Raw genomic sequence first — 18719 nt, 5'->3', positions numbered from 1 at the left:
GTGAAGATTGAACCAAGAGATAATACAATCATTATTGGTGCTGGTGCGGGAGTTCCGTTTGGGATGCCTACAGGTGCTGAATTAAGAGATATGATGCTCAAGGTAAAACGTCCAACGGCAGAAATGAATTCAGCATTAAATAGTTGTTTAAATAAAAGAAGAAGACATTATGAAGAAACTCATTATGAAGAATTTCTTGAAATGTTTAAAGAAGCAAATACAATTTCAATTGATAGTTTTTTATCAAATCAAGCTGAGTATATAAATATAATAGGAAAAGTCTCTATAGCAAATATTTTGTTAAGTCTGGAGAAAAAGAGCTATGAAAATACTAAGTATTCATACTGTGCCGTAGACAGAGCCTATAATAGCTCAACCGGATCTCACAAAGAAACAAAGTTTTATAAAGACAACTGGATACAATTACTCCTAAATTTTTTAAACCCTAAAGATGGTGATGAGAAGAAGTTCTTAGATCGAATTTCAAAAATCAACTTTGTGTCTTTTAATTATGATCGGATGCTAGAACAAAGTTTAGTTGAGCATTATTATCACAATTATGACAATGTCAGGAATGGAGATTGGCAAAATAAGTATGAAGAATTGCAAGAGGCGTTATCATTTAGATATGTATATGGATCGCTTGGTAAATGTATACCAAAGAATATAGGTAATCGTTCTAAAAGACAAAACTATATATTTAGTGAACAAGTAAAGTCCATGGATCTTGTTAATTCTGCAGAAGGAATTACCTTGATTAGAAATGATCATGAGGAGCTTGATTACAGTTTCATAAATAAGTCGAAAAATATTTTTTGTCTTGGATTCTCATTCGATGAAGACAATCTTAAATTACTTAAGTTACTTGAAGGAGAAGAAATGCCCTCATTGTACGTTACAAGCTTAGGGCTTGAAGAGGGGGTAATCTCAAAACTAGATGGAAGATACAATACCTATCTTGATTATAAAGAAACGTTAGCGCCTTCACACCGTATTGTTCATAAGAGAAAAATAGTTGACTGTAATGTAAGCTATTTTTCTAGTCATAACCCTTCGACGGATGCTCTAAGGAATCTGAAATTATAAACTTAAGTATTTTAAGTAAGTTATACACGTAACCTTAATGTTAGCTAAATGATTGATTTTCCTTAATATTTAACCCCATTTTAGTCGATTAAGTACTTAATCATTACATTAATTTATTAAAGTGGAAGGTTATGGAAAATAAGAATCTAATCAATAGACTACTCGAAAAGTATAAAATTTTACTTTGTAATTTTACTAGAAGAAATAAAGAACTCTTTTACAAAGAATCTTCTAAGGCAATTCCTCTAACTAGGTTAGCAACTAGTATAGAAACCAAAAATAAAGAAGAATACCAAGAAACTTTCGAACCTATAACAATAGAAAGTAATAAAACTAATGACTTATTTGCAAAAACTAAAATGAGTCTAGATAAGCACTTTTTGTTAAATCAATTTTTAAATCCAAGTTTGGAAAAGAGAATTGATAAAACACGCTTAGCAGATAATAGTTATCAAAAAGAGTTTGGTCTAAGTGGGGCGTGGCTTCTCGGGCCATTTTTATTATGGAAAAAGAAAGATGACTCAAATGATGAATTCTACGTTTCTCCATTGTTTAAAATTCCTGTTGATATTACAAAGGCTAAAGGTAAGAAGTACGACTTAGTTCTTGAAAGTGAAGAAATCAGTATAAATCCAACTTTAAGAATAATGCTTAAAAATGAATTTTCAATCGATTTAGAGGAAGCTTATGCTGACATGAACTACAGAGAAGTTTTAGAGACAATTAAAGAAGAATTTTCTAAGTGTAGTATTGATATTGAAACAAATAGTGAACAAAGAGAACTTTTAAGAGTTCCTCCAAGGACAGTGCCAGTAAAAGATGAGAATGGTGAAATTATTGGTAAAAAGAATGTTGATATTAATGAATTCTTTAATGAAGAAGAATTAAAAATATATACAAATATTAAAAATAATAACTTCATTATTCAGGATATATTTTATGTTGATCATCTTGATGCTTCTAAGATGGCACTTTATAACGATTATAATAAAATCATAGAAGAAGGTGATCACTCGTTAATAACGGAGCTACTACTTGGTGCTAAGGTGCCAACTCCTGTCGATAAAAGTAAAATTTCAGAATTAAATAAATATACTGAGAAAGAAAATTACTTCGTTGTCGATATAGATTCTTCACAACATTTAGCCATAAGCTCTGCAAAATCTGAAAAAGCTATCGTTATTCAAGGACCACCTGGAACGGGTAAGAGTCAAACAATTACTAATTTAATAGCTCAGCTACTTGCTGAAAATAAGAAGGTTCTTTTTGTTGCTGAAAAAAGAACAGCTCTCGATGTTGTTTATCAAAGACTAAAAAAATGTAATTTGGATCAACAGTCAGTTGTTATTCATAGTTCTGATTTAGATAGAAGTGAATTCTACAATTCCTTTGTCGAGGTGATAAATGATCCATATGATAACCAGGTTTCTTTGGAATGGGATCGTGTAAGTAAAGACCTGGATGAACATAAGAATAGAGTTGAAGAGTATTTTGATTCAATTAAAGGTATTGATGAAAACTCTGGTTTGGAGATTAGGGATTTATTTGCTCTATACTCTAAATATTCACATATCGGTTTAGATTTAAATACAGCGAATTATTTTGGGCCATTGAAGTATGAAGACTTTGAGAAATTAAGAATTTCTATTCAAGATTTAAATACCTTAAAGGATAAAGTGCCAAACTTGACACAAAATAAATGGCTTAATAAGCAAGAAGGGTTTCAGCTGACTGAGATGAATCAACAAATTCTTAATAATTGTTTTTCAAAAATTTATAAGAATATTGATGAAATTATAGATATTGATAGAATATGCCTTGAAAAATTTCCGGGTGCAAAGATTGAAAAAATTCAAGGTAGAGCGAGTATTCTAGATAAGGAAACCCAAAATTTCACACGCCTATTATTGAAGAATTATAAAAACTCATATGATGAACTAGAGTTGTTTAAGTCTTCAATATCAAATGAACTTAATAATATAAAGAAAACTCTATCTGAGTTTTTACTTTTTAGAGATTCCGCTGACTATGGTGTAATGAATGATTTGGCATCTTACTATTCTGTTCCTCGTGGCTTTTTAGATTTTTTTACAGCTAGTTTTTGGAGAAATAGAAAAATATTAAAGAGCTACTTGTTAAGTAAAGATACTCGGATAGATCTTAATCACCAAATCAAGTCATGGATCTCATGTTTTGATAATTTAAACGAGACGCTTAGTCGCTTAGAAACAATCGGTGCTGTTGGGTTTAATGATAGTCTTAGAGATAGTGATCATTTAGAGAGATTAGATATAGCTTTTAATAACTCTTCTGAATTGGCCCAAAATATTAATCTAATTGGTGGTTGTCGTATAATCGATAGTGCATACAATCCAGATGAATTTGATGCAATCTATGATGATTATAACTATGTTTCAGATCTGGTCCATAGAAGAAAAGAACTTTTTGAGGAGCTTTCTAAAGATGTGAATAAAGTTGTCGGTTATTCTAATTTCAAGATTGATCTACAAAACGTAAAGCTTAGTGAAGTTAAAGATTTTGTAATTGAAACAGAAAAGGACTCGGAATATATCAATACCATAGAGTCATTCCATAATGTAATAGATGACATTGAGAGATCCAAACAATTGCTATCATTTCGTAATATATACCTAGAATATATGAATGTTAATATGGGCTTTTATGAATATGCTTTTAGCCAAGCAGTAAAAGGTTGGTATGAAAAACTTTATCAGAGCGATAAGTCGTTACAACGTTTTGATTCTGACTTACATGAGAAAAATTTAAATCGTTTAAAAGATGTAATTGATCGACACCGTGAAACAGCATTTAAGTCAGTAGGTAATAATATTGCAAAAGCAAAAGAAGAAACTAGAAGTATTAATCCTGGGTCATTAAGTTTACTTGGGCGTGAAGCACAGAAAAAGCGAAAAATAAAACCACCTCGAGAAGTAATGGAAAGTGGTGCTTTAAGTTCTATGATCTCTTTGAAACGATGTTGGCTTATGAGTCCTTTAAGTATTTCTCAGGTACTTCCTAATGTTAAAGAGTTATTCGATGTCGTTATCTTTGATGAAGCTAGTCAGGTAAGAATTGAAGACTCTATACCCTGTATTTTTAGAGCGCAAAATATGATTGTTGTAGGTGATAACAAACAAATGCCACCAACTAATTTCTTTTCTTCAAAAATTGATGATGACTATGATGAGGATGAAGATCTAGAGCTTGGGGAAAGCTTACTAGATCAGGCATTAAAATCTTATCCGGATGTATTGCTAGAGTGGCATTACAGGAGTCAAGCTGAAGCACTTATTGCATTTTCAAATTTTGCATTTTATGGTGGGCGATTAATAGCACCTCCAAATCCTCAAACGTTGGTAAACAACGACTGTCTTGAATTCGTTTCCGTAGAAGATGCTTACTTTACAAGTAAAGAAGGTAATCCTGTTGAAGGACAGCTAATCGTTGATGAAATTGTACAAATACTAAAGAAAGACCCTGGAGCATCAATAGGTGTTATATCAATGGGTGTTTCACAACAAAAAACTATAGAAAAACTATTAGATAAAGAAGCGGAGAAAGATTCTAAATTTGCAGAAGTATTAGAACAAGCTTGGAATTATACAGAAGATGGTGCCTTTGTTGGTTTTTTTAATAAAAATCTTGAGAACGTACAGGGAGATGAGAGAGATTATATCATTATGTCTGTTGGTTATGCTCCTGCAAAAGTTGGAGGTGTCTTAAGAAAGGCATTTGGACCGTTGTCAACCAAAGGTGGTGGAAGAAGACTTAATGTTGCAATAACAAGAGCTAAGAAGAAGATGAAAATATTTTGCTCGTTTGATCCGAGTGTTCTAGAAACTTCTGAAGAAGCATTTAGAGATAAACCTGACGTTACTTGTTTTGCTCGTTATTTACATTTTGCAAAAGCGGTATCGGATAAAAACTTAACTACAGCTAATAATATATTAGATATGTTCCCTAGGGGGGGCGTTGCTTCTCAAAGAAAGCCTAGCCGTTTTAATTTAGATGTAAAAAATGAAATTGAAAAGCTTGGTTATAAAGTTGACACTGAAATTGGTACATGTGGTTTCTATATTGATCTTGGTATTGAACATCCGAATATTGAGAATACTTACATGTTAGGTATCGAGTGCGACGGAGCAATCTTTCACTCATCTGATTATGCTCGAGATCGAGATAAGGCAAGACAGAGTCTCCTCGAGGCAAGAGGTTGGAAGATTCATAGGGTTTGGTCACAGAACTGGTCTAGGGATAGGGAAGGTGAGATTAGGAAGATAAAAGACCTATTAGAGCACATAAACTCAATAGAGGCTGTATCATGAATAATTGTAGACTATTTTACAAGTTCAAATATTATACTTTGTTCAATCCAGGTAAAACAATTTTTTTCATATCATTGACTTATGCATTTTTAATTTATTTTAAAAATATTGATGTTTTAAAGGCAGCATCTGTTTTTATTGCTTTTTTAGCTTTCTTTATAAATTTACGTATAAATGCTTTAAGAAGTGTGTTTTACATAACAAATGAGTTTAACAAAAGATTTGATGTGTTAAATGACTGTCTAAACACTGAGAATTTATCAGTGCAGAAGATATACGACTATTTTAATTTATGTGCTGAAGAATATTTTTTTTATAATATTGGCCTTGTACCCGAAAGTGTTTGGAATTCATGGTTTAGTGGTATGAGTTATTATTTCGAAAATAAAGATCAAATAAAAAATCTAGCTTATAAAGAATTCAAAGAACATGAAAAAATTAAGAGTTCATATTATGGATTTGATCCATATTTATTATTTCGAATTAGTTAACTAATTTATCGATTCTGATTAATTACAATTAAGGAGTTTTATATGAGAGTGAAGGTTTCAGATTTGTTAAATGGTTCTACACTTTATCATGAGCACTTGTGGAAAGAAAGTCAAGAGTTAGGCGAACAAGATATAATTGTATCAAATATTGTAGATACTGAACATGCTAGCTATATGAACTATTTTATGTTGAATCCCGATGATCGTAAAAAAGAATATGGCGGAGGAGTGGGGAAGAGACATAGCTCTCTTTGTTTATCTGGTATCGAAAACGGTTGGGCTGATAGAAGTAAGCAACTCCACGGTGATGATTGCATTAAACTAAAGCAGCATCCTAGTTGCCCAAATGTATATATAATTGTAGCAGGAAACAATAGAGTACTTGCGAGTATGAACAATAGTATGTTGAATAGTGTAAGAGCAATAATTATTTCAACTGAGTGGAAGGAAGACGTTATTTGTGAAGAAAACAATGACATTATAATAAGTTTCTCTAGCGATAAAATGAATGTAGTACCTTGTGAAGACATTGATAATGTAATAAGTGCGACGCCCCTGAGAAGCCGACTCAGCCAACTCATTAATTTTTTAAATAAATGGTTGAAGGGTTAAGTAATATTAATGTGATACTAAGTCAGCAAACTTATTGGTCCAGATGTTTTACCTTTACATATGGTCAATAAATATTTAGCTGGAAACAATGTTTTATTAAGAAATCCTGTAACGTATTTGGAATAGAAAGTTAGTTGAATCAAAGAATTAGTTTTGAGTATAGGTGAATAAATGTATAAATTAAAAAAGAACATAAAAAATAATCCCGTAACAGTATTTGAGATAATTGTATCAATTACTCTTTGTATACTTTCTATTGCACTTTTTACAATTCAAATAGTTTTAAGTACGGGAGATACTACTGGTACAGAAACGGCACTTTTTAATCTTCTACAGTTTTTGATTACAATAGGTTTCTCCTGGTTTACAGCAAGAGTATTTAGTAAGTTAGATTTTGAAAAGAATATGAAGAAATTTGCAATTAGCGCATATAGAAGAATTAAAGATATAGAAAAAATCAATAATCGCTTGCATTCTACAGTTAAAGATATGCTCACTACCTCAAAAACTTCGGATCAAACGAACTTATTAGTGATAGAGGCTATTGTTCATGATGCATCTAATGTTGTCAGGTCATCTATAGATGACTGGGGAGATGTTATCGGAGAGGAGTTAATTATTCTTGAACAAATTAGAAACCTTGAACACAAAAAGATTGCTCTGAAAAACTCGGGTGAAATTGTAAGACAAAGTCCTTTGATTGATGAGAAGAGTGCATTAGCTAGCATCGAAGAAAAACTTGATACATTGAAATCGGATTTACCCTCATTACTTCAAATATCATCAACTGAAATGGAAAGGCCGTTAGAATATGACCCCGACTATGCATTATTCTTACTCTCAAAGAAGTATAGAGAAGATGACAATAGATTAACAATAAAGTGTGTTGCTGGTCCGACGTATAGTGTAAATATAAAAATAGAAGATGTTGACTTTATGCAGCATGGGTTGGTTGTCAAACGAAGTCAAGGAGGGTCTATGGATCTTTATGATAAAAAAGGTAATATTTTAGCAAGAGTATTAAATCCGTTGCCTTTTGCTTATGATCAAGGAGTAGAAACAATTGAATATCTTTTCAATAAGCAAGAACTTCCGGTGAAATTTTTAAAAATAGTACATAGCTATGAGGTAGACGATGATAATTATGTGCATTGCTTATATGAGATATTAGCAGATCCTGTTAGGTGTACAGTCTCGAAGTGAAAGTTTGATGAACATACTAAAGTTCACCCTCTTAATAGAGTAATTATTTAGAAAAAAGGATATTAAAGATGATGAACTTTATACTCTACCTCATTGTAGCATTGTTGCCTTTTGTCGTAAGACGTATTTTTATTCTAACGGCTCTTGATGGACCAATGAACACTTGGGGTAATCAGTTAGTAAATAGGTTAGTTTTTATTAATGTAACTCAAAGTAGTGTTGCATATTCAATTTTATATCATTTGATAGAATTTTTATTTTTTTGTGATAAGAATTCAGAAATAAGCAATCCTGATGTTCTAGGTATTGTGAGATACATTGTCGTTAGTTCAGTCTTGTTCTTACTGCTTTCACTTCCATCTTTTATAATCGTTCAACTAAGAGCTGAAGAAGGTTTAACGAAAGCTGTTGTTTCGATTGTTGTGTTAGTTATACTTTTCAATATTGGGATTTATGTAAATTCAAATTTTCCTTTTGTATATCACTTTAGTGACGATAAAAAATTAATTTTAAATACAATATTTTTTTTAATCTGTTTACATGATTTTGTGAAAACAGTTTTTGATTAATCACAGGAGACATTTTGAATCCAATTTCTAATGAACAGCAAAGTTGTATCGTACCATTTAATCAATGGAGAGACGAGTTTATTAATATGTGGAATTGCGAAGTACATAAGTCAGCAATAGTAAATCTTTTTGAAGAGATTGAGAACAAACAAAAAAAAAGAAATACACCTTTAAATTTCTATATTGTTAATGATGAACGAGTAAAATTTTCTGATGGTGATGAGACAATTGGTGGTTTTGAGCAGTTCAATGATGAGTTTGTTATTTGTTTAGCTGTGAAAGGAAAGGATAGAGAGGAGCTCCTAGAATTTATATGTCATGAATATTGCCATTTCTTACAAGAGCTTGATGCGATATTTAATAATCGAAAGATAATTTTAACAGAAGTAGATAAAATAATAACTAATTCTCATGAGGCAATGGGGATTGAGGTTAAGTCTAAGTTCGAGAAGAGAGATGTTCTTGCTTCTTACAAAAGAATGATTGAACATGAATATGATTGTAATCTAAGGGTCCTTGATATCATAAAATCTTTAAGATTACCCTTAGATTATGAGAAGACTTGTAAAAGAATGAATGCTTATCATTTATTTCATTATGCTGCATTTTATAAAGGTAGATGGTATAGGAATGATCCGGCAAAAGTAACAGCAGTATTAGATACTGTTGAATCTACTTTGACAACCCCGCAGGAGCTTGAGTCTCAATTTGAAGAAAATATGTTTAAAGAATGTTTCTAGCTTTATTGTGCTCTGGGTTCGAATCTTTTTCATGTTTTCTCATTTAAATTCAGGGTGAGTAATACTCACCCTATAAACCTCCCTCGCTCTCTTTCCCCCAACAACACACACGTCTCCATCTTAAAAACACGATGCCTATACTTCGCAAATAACCTATACCCCGCATTTCTCACAAACCCAGGCATAAACCTAAGCCAACTAACAACCGGATAAATAGAGTCAAGCTCGCTAAAGACTTCAAGCACGGCCTGTGACTCAATCAAGACGCTATCTTCTTTTTTCACAATCATCGTGTCTTTATTCTCTAGGCCATATTTACGAATGATCTTTTCACCAAGCTTTGATTCAAGAGGTGCAAAGTAGATATTCTCTTTTGAGTTATTGTCCATAATGAAGCGAATAAAGCCATTGCATACGCCACAGTCGCTATCATAGAAGAGCGTGATCATATCAGATGGTTTAGATTTTGATTTAAACCAATCCGTATCAAAGATGAAGAGTTGAAAGACAAGCATTCCTAGAGTGAGGTCTGCGAAGTTTACTGTTGTTAGAATTCCTAGATGAAGCATCGTTAGACCAAGCCATAGATACTTTCTAAGTTTTGGAACTATGACAAAGACAATGGCCAGGATCTCAAGAAGAAGCACTGACCAGGTGGCAAGTTTTAGAAGTGGCATTGGGACATCAAGTAGAGTTTCGACAAGCATGTTATTTCGAGCAAGGGGATTATCAAGAAGGTGATAAAGGGCTTCGCCGTTTTGCCAGCTGATGGTTGTAAGCTTATGGAGTCCACTAATTGTATAAGAGAGTCCTGTGATAAACCACGCGCCGTCAAAGAGAAGCTTTGGCATCTCTTTTCCCTTAATCACTACAAAGGCCAGAAGAAGCCAGCCGATGTAGAAGAGAGAAGGGTTTGAGATGAAGTTATTGCGGTGGAAGATACACGCAAAGCCGTACCAAAGGAAAGCCGCGTTTAAGCGTGGAAGCTTATTGAAAACGAGGCATAGGCTTGAGAGTGCAAGTGTAGCAAGAAAGGCCGTGATCCAAATAGGTGCATCTAGGAAGTACAGGATATTTGGAAAGAATGGAAAGCTTAAGTTCATATTTGCACTTGGAATGATTCCGCTGCTACTTAGAAGCTCTGTACCTACTGTTAGAAGGTGAGCAAAGTGACAGAAGAGGTATGTGCCAAGGGCGATTCTTAGCATTTTAAATTGTAGTGAAGAATAGTTTGTTATTGTTTGCATGATCCCTCCAATTCTAATGTTTTAGAGTTTTGTGCTTTTGAATAAACTGAGATTTGCCAATCTTTGATGCTGCCAGCTCCAACCTTCTTCATGGAACTTTTGTTGTTGCAAAAAGCGAAGTTTAAGATTTCATTTCGAGCAATGAGCATCTTTTCTTTTTTTACACTTGGCCCATAGGCCATGGCATAGCCGTAGACATTTCTAAGGTTATATGGGGCACGCATCTTTTCAAAGTCGTGCTTGCTGATTTCCTTTTCAATGATCTCGCCTGTGTCTGTTGTGTACTTGAGATAGTACTTCTGGCTAAAGGTTTCATTGCCGTTAAATTTCGTAAAGACAATAGGAAGAGGTGAAGAGACACTAAGTGTTCCTAGTCCCTTAATATTTTCTTGTCCTGTAAGATAACCAAACATTTGAATAAGGCCAATTGAGACGATAGCGATGTATTTAAATTCGCCTTTAAGAGTTGATCTTTTAAAGACGTCTTTAAAGGTAAGCATTGAAAGAAGCTCTTGTTCTTTATTATCTTCAAAACCACATGGAACCGTATCTTCTTTTGGATTCTTAAATGTTCCAAAGAGCATATCCCATAGAGGAAGGTCAGAGTAGTTATAGTGGTGACTTCCCATTTCGTGGTGAACTCGGTGCATTTCAGGTCGTTGGATGAAAAAGCCAAGCCAGTACGGAGTTCTAATATTGGCGTGGTAGAAGTATTCACCAACGGCCGTAAGGATTAGGGTAAGAGAGGCTGCATCAGTAGAGAGGCCAAAGAAGCCGTAGCAGATAGCTGAGATCATAATTGAATTGATAGCAATCTCAAGTGGGTGCTTGTAAAAGGACGTGATAGTTTCAAGTCTCTCCGGTGAGTGGTGCAATTGATGACAAGTAAGCCAGAAGAAGTTGTACTCATGTCTAGCACGGTGCCACCAGTAGAAAACAAATGTGATAAAGAAGTAAGCGATAATAGATGTCACTGAAGTTGGTAGGTATGCAGAGATCTTAAAAAGGCTCGCTGACATAAAGAGCTTATCCCAAGTCATTCCAGCAAAGATAATGATAGCAACTTGGATGGCATTAATAAGAAGTACTCTCTTACACCAAGTTGAAACACTCTTAAGCTTTCTTGCTGGTGCTAGCTTTTCTGCAATAAAGAAAAGCGCAAAAATGATGAAGCAAGTTGTGATTGTTGTATTCATATTAAACCCCCATCTCTTGGAAATACGTTTGCAGAGACTCGGCCGAAGTAAGGTTTGGTTCAAAAGCATCAAAGCTTGTGATAGTAACTTGTGGACGAAGTCTTGTTAGAAAACCTGTAAAGGCACCTTTTCCAGAACATGATAGAAAGCTTCCCCAAAGCCCTGTTAGAGTTAGTGGAATAACTGGAACCGGAGTTTCTTTTATAATTTTTTCAATACCTGGTTTAAAAACACCTAGCTTTCCATCTCTTGTTAGTCTTCCTTCTGGAAAGAGACAGATGATCTCTCCTGCAAGAAGCTTTGCGCGAATTTGTTTAAATGTTTCATCTAAGATGATTGGACATTCCTTACGTGAACAAATTGGAATGATGCCACACTTTAGAAGAAGAGATCCTAGAAGTGGGATCTGTGTGAAGCGGTAGTGCATCACAAAAGTAAGAGGTCTAGGAGAGTGGGCAATAATAAAGAGCCAATCTAGAAATGTAATATGATTGCAAACTAAGATGGCACTTCCCATCGCAGGAATCTTCTTCGCATCAAGGCTCTTAAAACGATAAAACGTATGAAGATAAACTCTTGCAATAAATCTAGCAATTTTAAAGACAGTGTTATTCATATGTCCTCCTATAAATTCATTTTCGATGATTTTGGAGGTGAAATGGCCAGTCTGGAGTTACAGTGTAACTCAGTGGCTTACTGATAACGTAATATTAGTTATTTATGCTGGTTATTTATGTGTTACAATGTAACTATGAGAAAGGGGTCCCTTAGCTATTCTAATGAAGCATATCTTCACGCCGCACTTTTGGCCGTGCATGCCTCTTATGGTGGAAAGCCATTTAGGGCATCAGAGTTTAAGTTCTTTACAGGGCTTTTTTCTAATTGGATGTCGAGCTTCTTTGAAGATGGTCAGCTTGATTTACAAAATACACAAGTCATTCGCTTATTGGAAAAACTCGCAAACGATGCTCTTCTTTCTAAGGCGCAAGGGGAGCGAGAATACCAAATGACCCAAGCTGGGCTTGTGGAATCTCTTCGAGTGGTAAGCTCTTATAGTTCTCTTGATCGCCTGGATACATTCTTCTTTAAGTTTCACTTTCTTTGTACTTATGGAGATAAGATCAAGAATATGATCAGTAAGGCGACAAAGAAACTTCCTCGAAGTTATGAGATTGAAATCGAACATATGCTCAATCCGCTTAATCTCATTGGGACCCAGAGGCACTTTATCTCTGAACAAATTGAGAAGCTCAAAGAGCGTGTTAGTGACATTAAAAAGCAAGTTCGCTACACCGACAATCAACTAAACCAAAGACTGCCACTTGATGAGATTCTTACTAATGTAGCAAAGAACTTTCCATATGAGCTTAATGCTCAAGTGAATATGGCCGAACTCTTTAAGAGCCTTGATAGTGATATTCGCTATCATGAGCTCGTGGTAACTCCTGCCATGCGTGCTCCAACTCTTTGGGGGCCGTCTCTTAAATACTTAGAAAATTTTTTAAGCCAACTTGATGAACTTGAAGAGAGTATCCATGAATAGAATCTACAAACTAAGCCTAAAAATCATAACGGGCATCATCTTACTTATTGCCGCAATGTACGCCGTACTCTTGGCCTATATCTATTATACGGATAATAAAGAAGTTAAAGTCGTCTCTAATATCAAGTCCATCTATTCACGAATGAAGACGCCTCATCAGCTTGAAGTTATACCTTATGGTGTTGATAGTTTTATTAAACGTATTGAGATGATTCAAAATGCGGCCGAATCAATTGAAGTTGAATTCTTTATCTACGATCTTGATCTTGCTAGTAAAGTTGTGACGAGTGAGTTGATTAAGGCATCGCAGAGAGGAGTGCAGGTCCGAATTCTTGTGGACTTCTCCATTGCTGTTTTTAAGCTCGCTCCCGAATATACAAATTATTTAAAGGAGAAGGGGATTGAGGTTCGCTATTATAATACAGTATCAAATACAAATTTCATTGCTGTTCAGCATAGAAACCATCGCAAGCTTTTAATCATTGATGGAAAGATTGCCATGACTGGTGGTCGCAATATTGCCAATGACTATTTTGATTTAGGCGAAAATTATAACTTTCATGATTTTGATATTACGGTTGAAGGAAAAGTCGTAAAAGATATTCGCCAGAGCTTCTTTAGTTACTGGGAATCTGATTACGCCAGTGTGCCGGAGCTTCCGAGCGAAAATCTTCAAAGTGACTTCTTTAATATTGGAAAAGACAGTGCAAGGCTTATGAATTACCTTACAAAAGTTAAAGAAGAAATTCACACAAGTGAGAATAAGTTTGAGTGTAATGACATAACTTATATTACAGATTCTCCTGGTGTGCTGGTAAGTAATCGCCAGGTCTATCGTCGTCTTGAAGAATTGGTAAAATCAGCAAAGAGTGAATTTCTCGTTGAGTCGCCATATCTTGTTTTACGTAGTGATGGAGCCAATCTTATTAAGAGTGCAATTGATAATGGTGTTGAATTCTCTATTCTTACAAATAGCTTATTTTCAACTGATGCCTATTATACGGCTGCTGCTCTTGCGCTTAATCTTAGAAGGATTCATGATTTAGGGCTTAAGACCTTTGTCTACAACGGAACTAACTCATATGAGTCATATAAACTTCTAAATACTAATGAGCATAGTAAGTGGGGCGTACATTCAAAGCGTGCAGTCATTGATGGAAAGCACACAATCGTTGGAACTTATAATATCGATCCTCGCTCGGCAAATTTAAACTCTGAGATGGTGATCATCTGCCGTGACAATCCAGAACTAGCAAAGGCGGTACGAGATGATATCAAGCTTCGTATGAACCACTCTCGTGAGCTTCATGGCCACGAAATCATAACAAGAGGTGCTGGCACAATGGAGAAGCTTAAGTTCTATCTCTCAATGCCGCTAGTGTATTTCTTAGACTTTCTGCTTTAGGTGGGATGCTGGAGCGCATCCCGAAAAGTATCCAGGAACCTGTCTACATTCATTTTGAAGAATTTTTATAGGCCGTTAGAAAGCTAACACTTAATAATTTCTCCAATAAATTAAGGTTTTTATGTGTACAACCTGTTAAAATCACTTATTGGGAAGCTAAGGCAAGACTATAAAAGGAATAAAGTGGAAGGCAACGTAAGAGACCACATCGAAATAGGGGAGCGCGTCCGCATCGTCTTAAAGAAAGATCAGCGCACTGGTGAGCTAACGGAAGGTATCGTAAAAGATATTTTAACGAAGTCAGATTATCATCCGCATGGGATAAAGGTTCGTCTTGAAAGCGGAGAGGTTGGGCGCGTAAAAGAGATTCTTTAGCATCTCTTGTTAGCTTAACTCCAACGTAATCGGCGCATTCTTATACTTATAACTCTCATCCAAGCTACAAGAGTTTACAAATATGATTCCACCAAAAATATCAGTGCCGTAGCCTTCGTGGATATGGCCAAAGGCGTGCACGCGAGGCTGTACTCGCTGGATAGTTTTTAGCAGGTCTGTGCACCCGACTCGTTCACCATTTGCACATAAGTCCATAACGGCGCGAGGTGGCCCGTGGGTGAGGAGGATGTCAGTATCATTTGGGATTAAGTCCCAATGTTTTTGAATCTCAGGTCCTCGGTGCCTGTTAAATGCCCAGTCATGAAACCATGGCTGAATTGGAGAGCCCCAGATTTTAAATCCTTCAATTTCAATTCCTGAATCATTTAAGTAGATGATGCCGTTGTCTTTTAAGATTGCTTCGGCCTCTTCCTTTCTTTCATCATCAAAGCAGAAGTCGTGGTTGCCAGCGATGACGATCTTGTGTTTGAAGTCAAGGCCTGCAACAAATTCTGCAAATGCTCTCGTATCTTCCAGCGAGCCACGGCGAGTGAAGTCTCCTGTGTGAAAGAGGATATCCCCTGATTCGAAGGGAACTTCGCTATGGCGATTATGAGTGTCTGAAAAGAAGGTTAGTTTCATTTAGGTATAATAGCATATGTTTTAATATACTGGTTTTAAATCTAATTTGATAAATATCAAAATAAATATTGACCTTTCTATTTCTTGAGTCTATTTTGACAAATATCAAAACAGATTCAGGAGATAAAAATGAATTTTTTGGATGAATTGAAAGAACTTTCAAAGCAGGCATCGAACCTTTCAAGAGGAAAAATCGATATCAACGTTGAAAGAAAGATTAGAGAGAATGTTTTTGAAATTATGGAAGAGCTTTACGGAAATGCTACGACTGCTAATTTCATCAAGACGACAAAACTTATGTACCGTGATTGGTCACAGAGCTATAGCGAAGACATCAGATTTGGACGTGATGAAGATGCAGATAAGGCGATGGTTAAGCTTAGTACATTTGAGTGGATCGTATCTCTTCCATCTGTGCAAGAAATGCGCGCATCCCTTGGCGAAGGTTAAGAGATGAGTCTTGCGAACGTATTTAAAGTTTTAGGTGATGAGGCGAGATTAAGTATTATCAGAAGCCTAGCAGAGAAAGATCTCTATGCAGAAGTTCTTGCAGAAAGACTTTCTCTGTCTCCTGGAACGATTACGCATCACTTGAAAAAGCTTGAAGCAGTAGGACTCATTAAGTCACGCAAGGAGCAGTACTACAAAGTCTTTTCACTACAAAAGAAGATGCTTGATAAGAATATCCTAAGTTCAATTTTAGAGGTTTCAATTTCAAACGAAGATGAAAATGAAGTTCAATATGAACAGAAGATCATCAAGTCATTTTTTAAAAATGGTGTGCTTAAGTCGATCCCTGTACAACGTAAAAAACGACTCGTTATTTTAAAGCATCTCTTACAAGAATTTAAAAAGGGCCGTGATTACACAGAAGCTGAAGTTAACGAAAGGATTGAAAAGTATAACGAAGACTTTTGTACCATTAGACGTGAGTTCATTGCAGAGAAGCTAATGGAGAGAAAGGCCGGCATCTACCGCGTAAAAGCTTAATGCTGGCCAATTTTTGTACACTCACAATTCTTTCAACACTTTTCCTAACCAACAACCCATAACTAACTGATTATCCACACCTCAAATGCCCACTTCTTAGCAAAAACTGGCTTCACTCTTGCTGTATCTAATTACTGATACAACTCTTTTTAAAGTTTGGAATTATGAAGCACTCATTATTTTTATTCACAATTTTGCTCTTGCAGTTATCTGTTTGCAATTTAGCAATAGCGAGTGAGTCTGTAATTCCGGCTTCACTGGATTTAAGTAGCATTCAGTCTTCAGTTAAAAATCAAGGAAATCGAGGGGCATGTACATTCTTTAGTGCTACCTCTTTATTAGAAAGTGAAATAATTAAACAGCAAAATATTGAGATAAATATTTCTGAACAATTTTTGATTTATGCTACCAAGAGCTATGCTCGTTATGGAGAATTAGAAGAAGGCTCTAGTGTTATTAGGAATCTTTATGCAGCAAAAAAGTATGGGATCACTTTTGAGCAGGATCTACCTTACCAGCAAAGCTGGTTCTCACCGGGGATGCCATGCTCGGAAGACGCCTCTGTTAGATCATCTGGTTATGAATGCTACCACCATAATAGCGTTGTCGATAAAAATAGAATTATCTCATTAGGGAATAATTTAGAAATCACTGATATAGACGATTATGAAAATCAAAGATCTGATCTAATTATTTCATACCTCGCTAAAAATAAACGGCCAGTATCTGTTAATATCGTAATTAATGATGACATAATGCTTAGTTCGAAAAATGGAGAGATCAAATATAATACGAGGCTAAGAGATGAATGCAATATTTCTAATAAGTGTTTTGCTCACTCCATCGTCATAACAGGTTATAACCTAAAAGATAAAACTTTTAAGTTCAAAAATAGCTATGGAAAAAGCTGGGGAAGTAATGGGTATGGAACAATTTCCTTTGAGTATATTAATAAACTCTATGGGGCCCCTGAAATTATGGCCGTCGAGCTAAAGAAGAAATTGAAGCTTATTAAGCCGAAAGTTCCAGCAACTATATCTCCTAAGGTATCAGTGAAGTCAGATATTGATTTTGCTGGTAGTGACATAAATATAAAAATCAATGGAAGGGTAGAGTACTTACCAAAAACACAGTTTAAAATTCAGTTTGCAATTGTAAGGATTGATGATGCTGGTGAACCAAAAATAGTCTCACTAGATAATAGCTTTATTAACTTGTATCAATATGCAACAACCGATGATTCGGGAAGCCTAGATTTAGATGAAATTAAAGAAGTGAGTTTTAAAAACGTAAGACATAAACTCACGAAGCTAAATGAAGAGCTCTACCTATTCACTCTAGTTAATAAAGTAAGTGATAAAGAAGATGAAAATATTGACTATACCTTTAATAAGCTCACTTTTCCCGCTTATGTAGAAACATTCAAAGACTGTTCTGAAGCATCAAAAACAGGCCCTAATCCTGACAAGCAAAAATGTTTTGATAAGTTTAAGGGCAGCTACACGCTCCAAGAGTGTCTATCTCATGCAACGCTTTTTGATATTATCTATATGGATAAGGTTGCTAGTTGCTTTAAAGAGCTTAAGGGGCAATCTAACTTTTCTCATTGTAGTAGTCTCATTAGATCGATTCCTAAGAGCATGGACAAGTACACTCAACTTGAAAATTGCAAGGACATTTATGAGGACGAATACACCGTATACGAGTGTAAGAGTGCTGCAAGATTAATGACTGATAGCTACTATAGGGATCAACAGCTAACGAAATGTGAGCTAGGGTTTTAAAAATGATCTATCATAAGTCACTGTAATTATATTGTTTTAAATGGTTTTTCATAGCTGAGCTTAAGAAAGGCTGATTTTTTTAATTAATTTAATCTATCAGTGCGTCATCTGTTGGTCTATAACTCCTTCAACAAAAGAAAAAAGGAGAAAACAAATGAAAAAGACAATGATGATTTTACTTAGTAGCTTAATTCTTTCACTAAACACTTTTGCTTCTACAGAGGTTGAAAACTCAAGACTTGTTAAAATCGTTACTCAACTTGAGACGTTTATTGGTGAAGATAATGAGCTTATGGCCGATTCTCAGATTAAGCTAATCTTTGAAGAGAGTTTAAATAATTTAGATGATTCAAAAATTATTCTTTCAAATATCCTCGAGCTTGATGAGAGATTTGAAGTAACAATGGATGATGAATTCGCCAATAAGTTAGCGATCTTTTCAGCACTACTTCATGAAGTGATGCTAGCGGCTAGACCTTAACTAAACTTT

At 35.0% G+C, this 18719-nt stretch carries 18 protein-coding genes; 14 read left to right on the top strand and 4 right to left on the bottom strand.

The features are described 5' to 3' along the window. The 7 genes from C0Z22_RS10690 to C0Z22_RS10660 all read left to right on the top strand — a co-directional run bounded on the left by C0Z22_RS10690 (nt 1) and on the right by C0Z22_RS10660 (nt 9047). Nucleotides 1-1086: a hypothetical protein gene (locus C0Z22_RS10690; protein ID WP_103218365.1), complete on the top strand. Its 1086-nt coding sequence runs from the start codon at nt 1-3 to the stop codon at nt 1084-1086. Between the two features lie 131 nt (nt 1087-1217). After that, on the top strand, nt 1218-5432 hold the full coding sequence (locus tag C0Z22_RS10685) for an AAA domain-containing protein (RefSeq protein ID WP_103218364.1): 4215 nt from the start codon (nt 1218-1220) through the stop codon (nt 5430-5432). Nucleotides 5433-5470: 38 nt separating this feature from the next. Beyond that, nucleotides 5471-5923, top strand: coding sequence for a hypothetical protein (locus C0Z22_RS10680; protein ID WP_233189720.1), 453 nt, complete (start codon nt 5471-5473; stop codon nt 5921-5923). A gap of 42 nt (nt 5924-5965) precedes the next feature. Continuing rightward, nucleotides 5966-6535 (top strand): hypothetical protein, encoded by a 570-nt coding sequence (locus tag C0Z22_RS10675; protein WP_103218362.1) that lies wholly within the window; start codon nt 5966-5968, stop codon nt 6533-6535. A gap of 171 nt (nt 6536-6706) precedes the next feature. Then, nucleotides 6707-7738 (top strand): hypothetical protein, encoded by a 1032-nt coding sequence (locus tag C0Z22_RS10670; RefSeq protein WP_103218361.1) that lies wholly within the window; start codon nt 6707-6709, stop codon nt 7736-7738. Between the two features lie 68 nt (nt 7739-7806). Further along, on the top strand, nt 7807-8307 hold the full coding sequence (locus tag C0Z22_RS10665; protein WP_103218360.1) for a hypothetical protein: 501 nt from the start codon (nt 7807-7809) through the stop codon (nt 8305-8307). A gap of 14 nt (nt 8308-8321) precedes the next feature. Next, nucleotides 8322-9047, top strand: a complete 726-nt coding sequence (locus tag C0Z22_RS10660; protein ID WP_103218359.1) for a hypothetical protein — start codon at nt 8322-8324, stop codon at nt 9045-9047. 65 nt (nt 9048-9112) lie between these two features. Here C0Z22_RS10660 and C0Z22_RS10655 read toward each other — a convergent pair whose 3' ends face one another. The 3 genes from C0Z22_RS10655 to C0Z22_RS10645 are packed head-to-tail and all read right to left on the bottom strand — an operon-like array spanning nt 9113 to nt 12106. Then, entirely contained in the window at nt 9113-10294 is a 1182-nt protein-coding gene (locus C0Z22_RS10655) for a DCC1-like thiol-disulfide oxidoreductase family protein (protein ID WP_103218358.1), read from the bottom strand. Next, on the bottom strand, nt 10282-11490 hold the full coding sequence (locus tag C0Z22_RS10650; protein ID WP_103218357.1) for a sterol desaturase family protein: 1209 nt from the start codon (nt 11488-11490) through the stop codon (nt 10282-10284). The genes C0Z22_RS10655 and C0Z22_RS10650 overlap by 13 nt, the downstream gene beginning before the upstream one ends. 1 nt (nt 11491) lies before the next feature. Continuing rightward, nucleotides 11492-12106, bottom strand: a complete 615-nt coding sequence (locus tag C0Z22_RS10645; RefSeq protein WP_103218356.1) for a 1-acyl-sn-glycerol-3-phosphate acyltransferase — start codon at nt 12104-12106, stop codon at nt 11492-11494. A gap of 135 nt (nt 12107-12241) precedes the next feature. On the opposite strand from C0Z22_RS10645, the gene C0Z22_RS10640 reads away from it, so the two are divergent. The 3 genes from C0Z22_RS10640 to C0Z22_RS10630 all read left to right on the top strand — a co-directional run bounded on the left by C0Z22_RS10640 (nt 12242) and on the right by C0Z22_RS10630 (nt 14813). Next, nucleotides 12242-13033 (top strand): hypothetical protein, encoded by a 792-nt coding sequence (locus C0Z22_RS10640; protein WP_103218355.1) that lies wholly within the window; start codon nt 12242-12244, stop codon nt 13031-13033. Further along, nucleotides 13026-14438 carry a phosphatidylserine/phosphatidylglycerophosphate/cardiolipin synthase family protein gene (locus tag C0Z22_RS10635; protein WP_158246898.1) on the top strand — a complete coding sequence of 471 codons (1413 nt, stop codon included), beginning with the start codon at nt 13026-13028 and terminating at the stop codon, nt 14436-14438. The genes C0Z22_RS10640 and C0Z22_RS10635 overlap by 8 nt, the downstream gene beginning before the upstream one ends. 183 nt (nt 14439-14621) lie before the next feature. Further along, on the top strand, nt 14622-14813 hold the full coding sequence (locus tag C0Z22_RS10630) for a YwbE family protein (protein WP_103218353.1): 192 nt from the start codon (nt 14622-14624) through the stop codon (nt 14811-14813). 9 nt (nt 14814-14822) lie between these two features. On the opposite strand, the gene C0Z22_RS10625 is transcribed toward C0Z22_RS10630, so the two are convergent. Then, complete coding sequence (locus C0Z22_RS10625; RefSeq protein WP_103218352.1) at nt 14823-15455, bottom strand: metallophosphoesterase family protein; 633 nt, start codon at nt 15453-15455, stop codon at nt 14823-14825. Between the two features lie 129 nt (nt 15456-15584). Between C0Z22_RS10625 and C0Z22_RS10620 the strand changes: the two genes are divergently transcribed. From C0Z22_RS10620 to C0Z22_RS10605, 4 genes are all read left to right on the top strand, one after another. Next, nucleotides 15585-15905 (top strand): hypothetical protein, encoded by a 321-nt coding sequence (locus C0Z22_RS10620; RefSeq protein ID WP_103218351.1) that lies wholly within the window; start codon nt 15585-15587, stop codon nt 15903-15905. Nucleotides 15906-15908: 3 nt separating this feature from the next. Continuing rightward, nucleotides 15909-16445, top strand: a complete 537-nt coding sequence (locus C0Z22_RS10615) for a metalloregulator ArsR/SmtB family transcription factor (RefSeq protein ID WP_103218350.1) — start codon at nt 15909-15911, stop codon at nt 16443-16445. 164 nt (nt 16446-16609) lie between these two features. Next, complete coding sequence (locus C0Z22_RS10610; protein WP_103218349.1) at nt 16610-18229, top strand: C1 family peptidase; 1620 nt, start codon at nt 16610-16612, stop codon at nt 18227-18229. Nucleotides 18230-18383: 154 nt separating this feature from the next. Continuing rightward, nucleotides 18384-18710, top strand: a complete 327-nt coding sequence (locus C0Z22_RS10605; RefSeq protein WP_103218348.1) for a hypothetical protein — start codon at nt 18384-18386, stop codon at nt 18708-18710. Nucleotides 18711-18719: the final 9 nt, after the last annotated feature.

Source organism: Halobacteriovorax sp. DA5, from assembly GCF_002903145.1.
In the GTDB taxonomy this organism is placed as follows: Bacteria; Bdellovibrionota; Bacteriovoracia; order Bacteriovoracales; family Bacteriovoracaceae; genus Halobacteriovorax_A.
The sequence above is the reverse complement of the archived record's forward strand: the minus strand, read 5'-3'. Positions and strand labels throughout refer to the sequence as shown.

Bases quoted from the DNA above. Each gene is read 5' to 3' on its own strand.
- C0Z22_RS10635 (WP_158246898.1), top strand. From the start codon at position 13,026: ATGAATAGAATCTACAAACTAAGCCTAAAAATCATAACGGGCATCATC.
- C0Z22_RS10675 (WP_103218362.1), top strand. From the start codon at position 5,966: ATGAGAGTGAAGGTTTCAGATTTGTTAAATGGTTCTACACTTTATCAT.
- C0Z22_RS10665 (WP_103218360.1), top strand. From the start codon at position 7,807: ATGATGAACTTTATACTCTACCTCATTGTAGCATTGTTGCCTTTTGTC.
- C0Z22_RS10615 (WP_103218350.1), top strand. From the start codon at position 15,909: ATGAGTCTTGCGAACGTATTTAAAGTTTTAGGTGATGAGGCGAGATTA.
- C0Z22_RS10620 (WP_103218351.1), top strand. From the start codon at position 15,585: ATGAATTTTTTGGATGAATTGAAAGAACTTTCAAAGCAGGCATCGAAC.
- C0Z22_RS10610 (WP_103218349.1), top strand. From the start codon at position 16,610: ATGAAGCACTCATTATTTTTATTCACAATTTTGCTCTTGCAGTTATCT.
- C0Z22_RS10685 (WP_103218364.1), top strand. From the start codon at position 1,218: ATGGAAAATAAGAATCTAATCAATAGACTACTCGAAAAGTATAAAATT.
- C0Z22_RS10655 (WP_103218358.1), bottom strand. From the start codon at position 10,294: ATGCAAACAATAACAAACTATTCTTCACTACAATTTAAAATGCTAAGA.
- C0Z22_RS10670 (WP_103218361.1), top strand. From the start codon at position 6,707: ATGTATAAATTAAAAAAGAACATAAAAAATAATCCCGTAACAGTATTT.
- C0Z22_RS10640 (WP_103218355.1), top strand. From the start codon at position 12,242: ATGAGAAAGGGGTCCCTTAGCTATTCTAATGAAGCATATCTTCACGCC.
- C0Z22_RS10645 (WP_103218356.1), bottom strand. From the start codon at position 12,106: ATGAATAACACTGTCTTTAAAATTGCTAGATTTATTGCAAGAGTTTAT.
- C0Z22_RS10605 (WP_103218348.1), top strand. From the start codon at position 18,384: ATGAAAAAGACAATGATGATTTTACTTAGTAGCTTAATTCTTTCACTA.
- C0Z22_RS10625 (WP_103218352.1), bottom strand. From the start codon at position 15,455: ATGAAACTAACCTTCTTTTCAGACACTCATAATCGCCATAGCGAAGTT.
- C0Z22_RS10650 (WP_103218357.1), bottom strand. From the start codon at position 11,490: ATGAATACAACAATCACAACTTGCTTCATCATTTTTGCGCTTTTCTTT.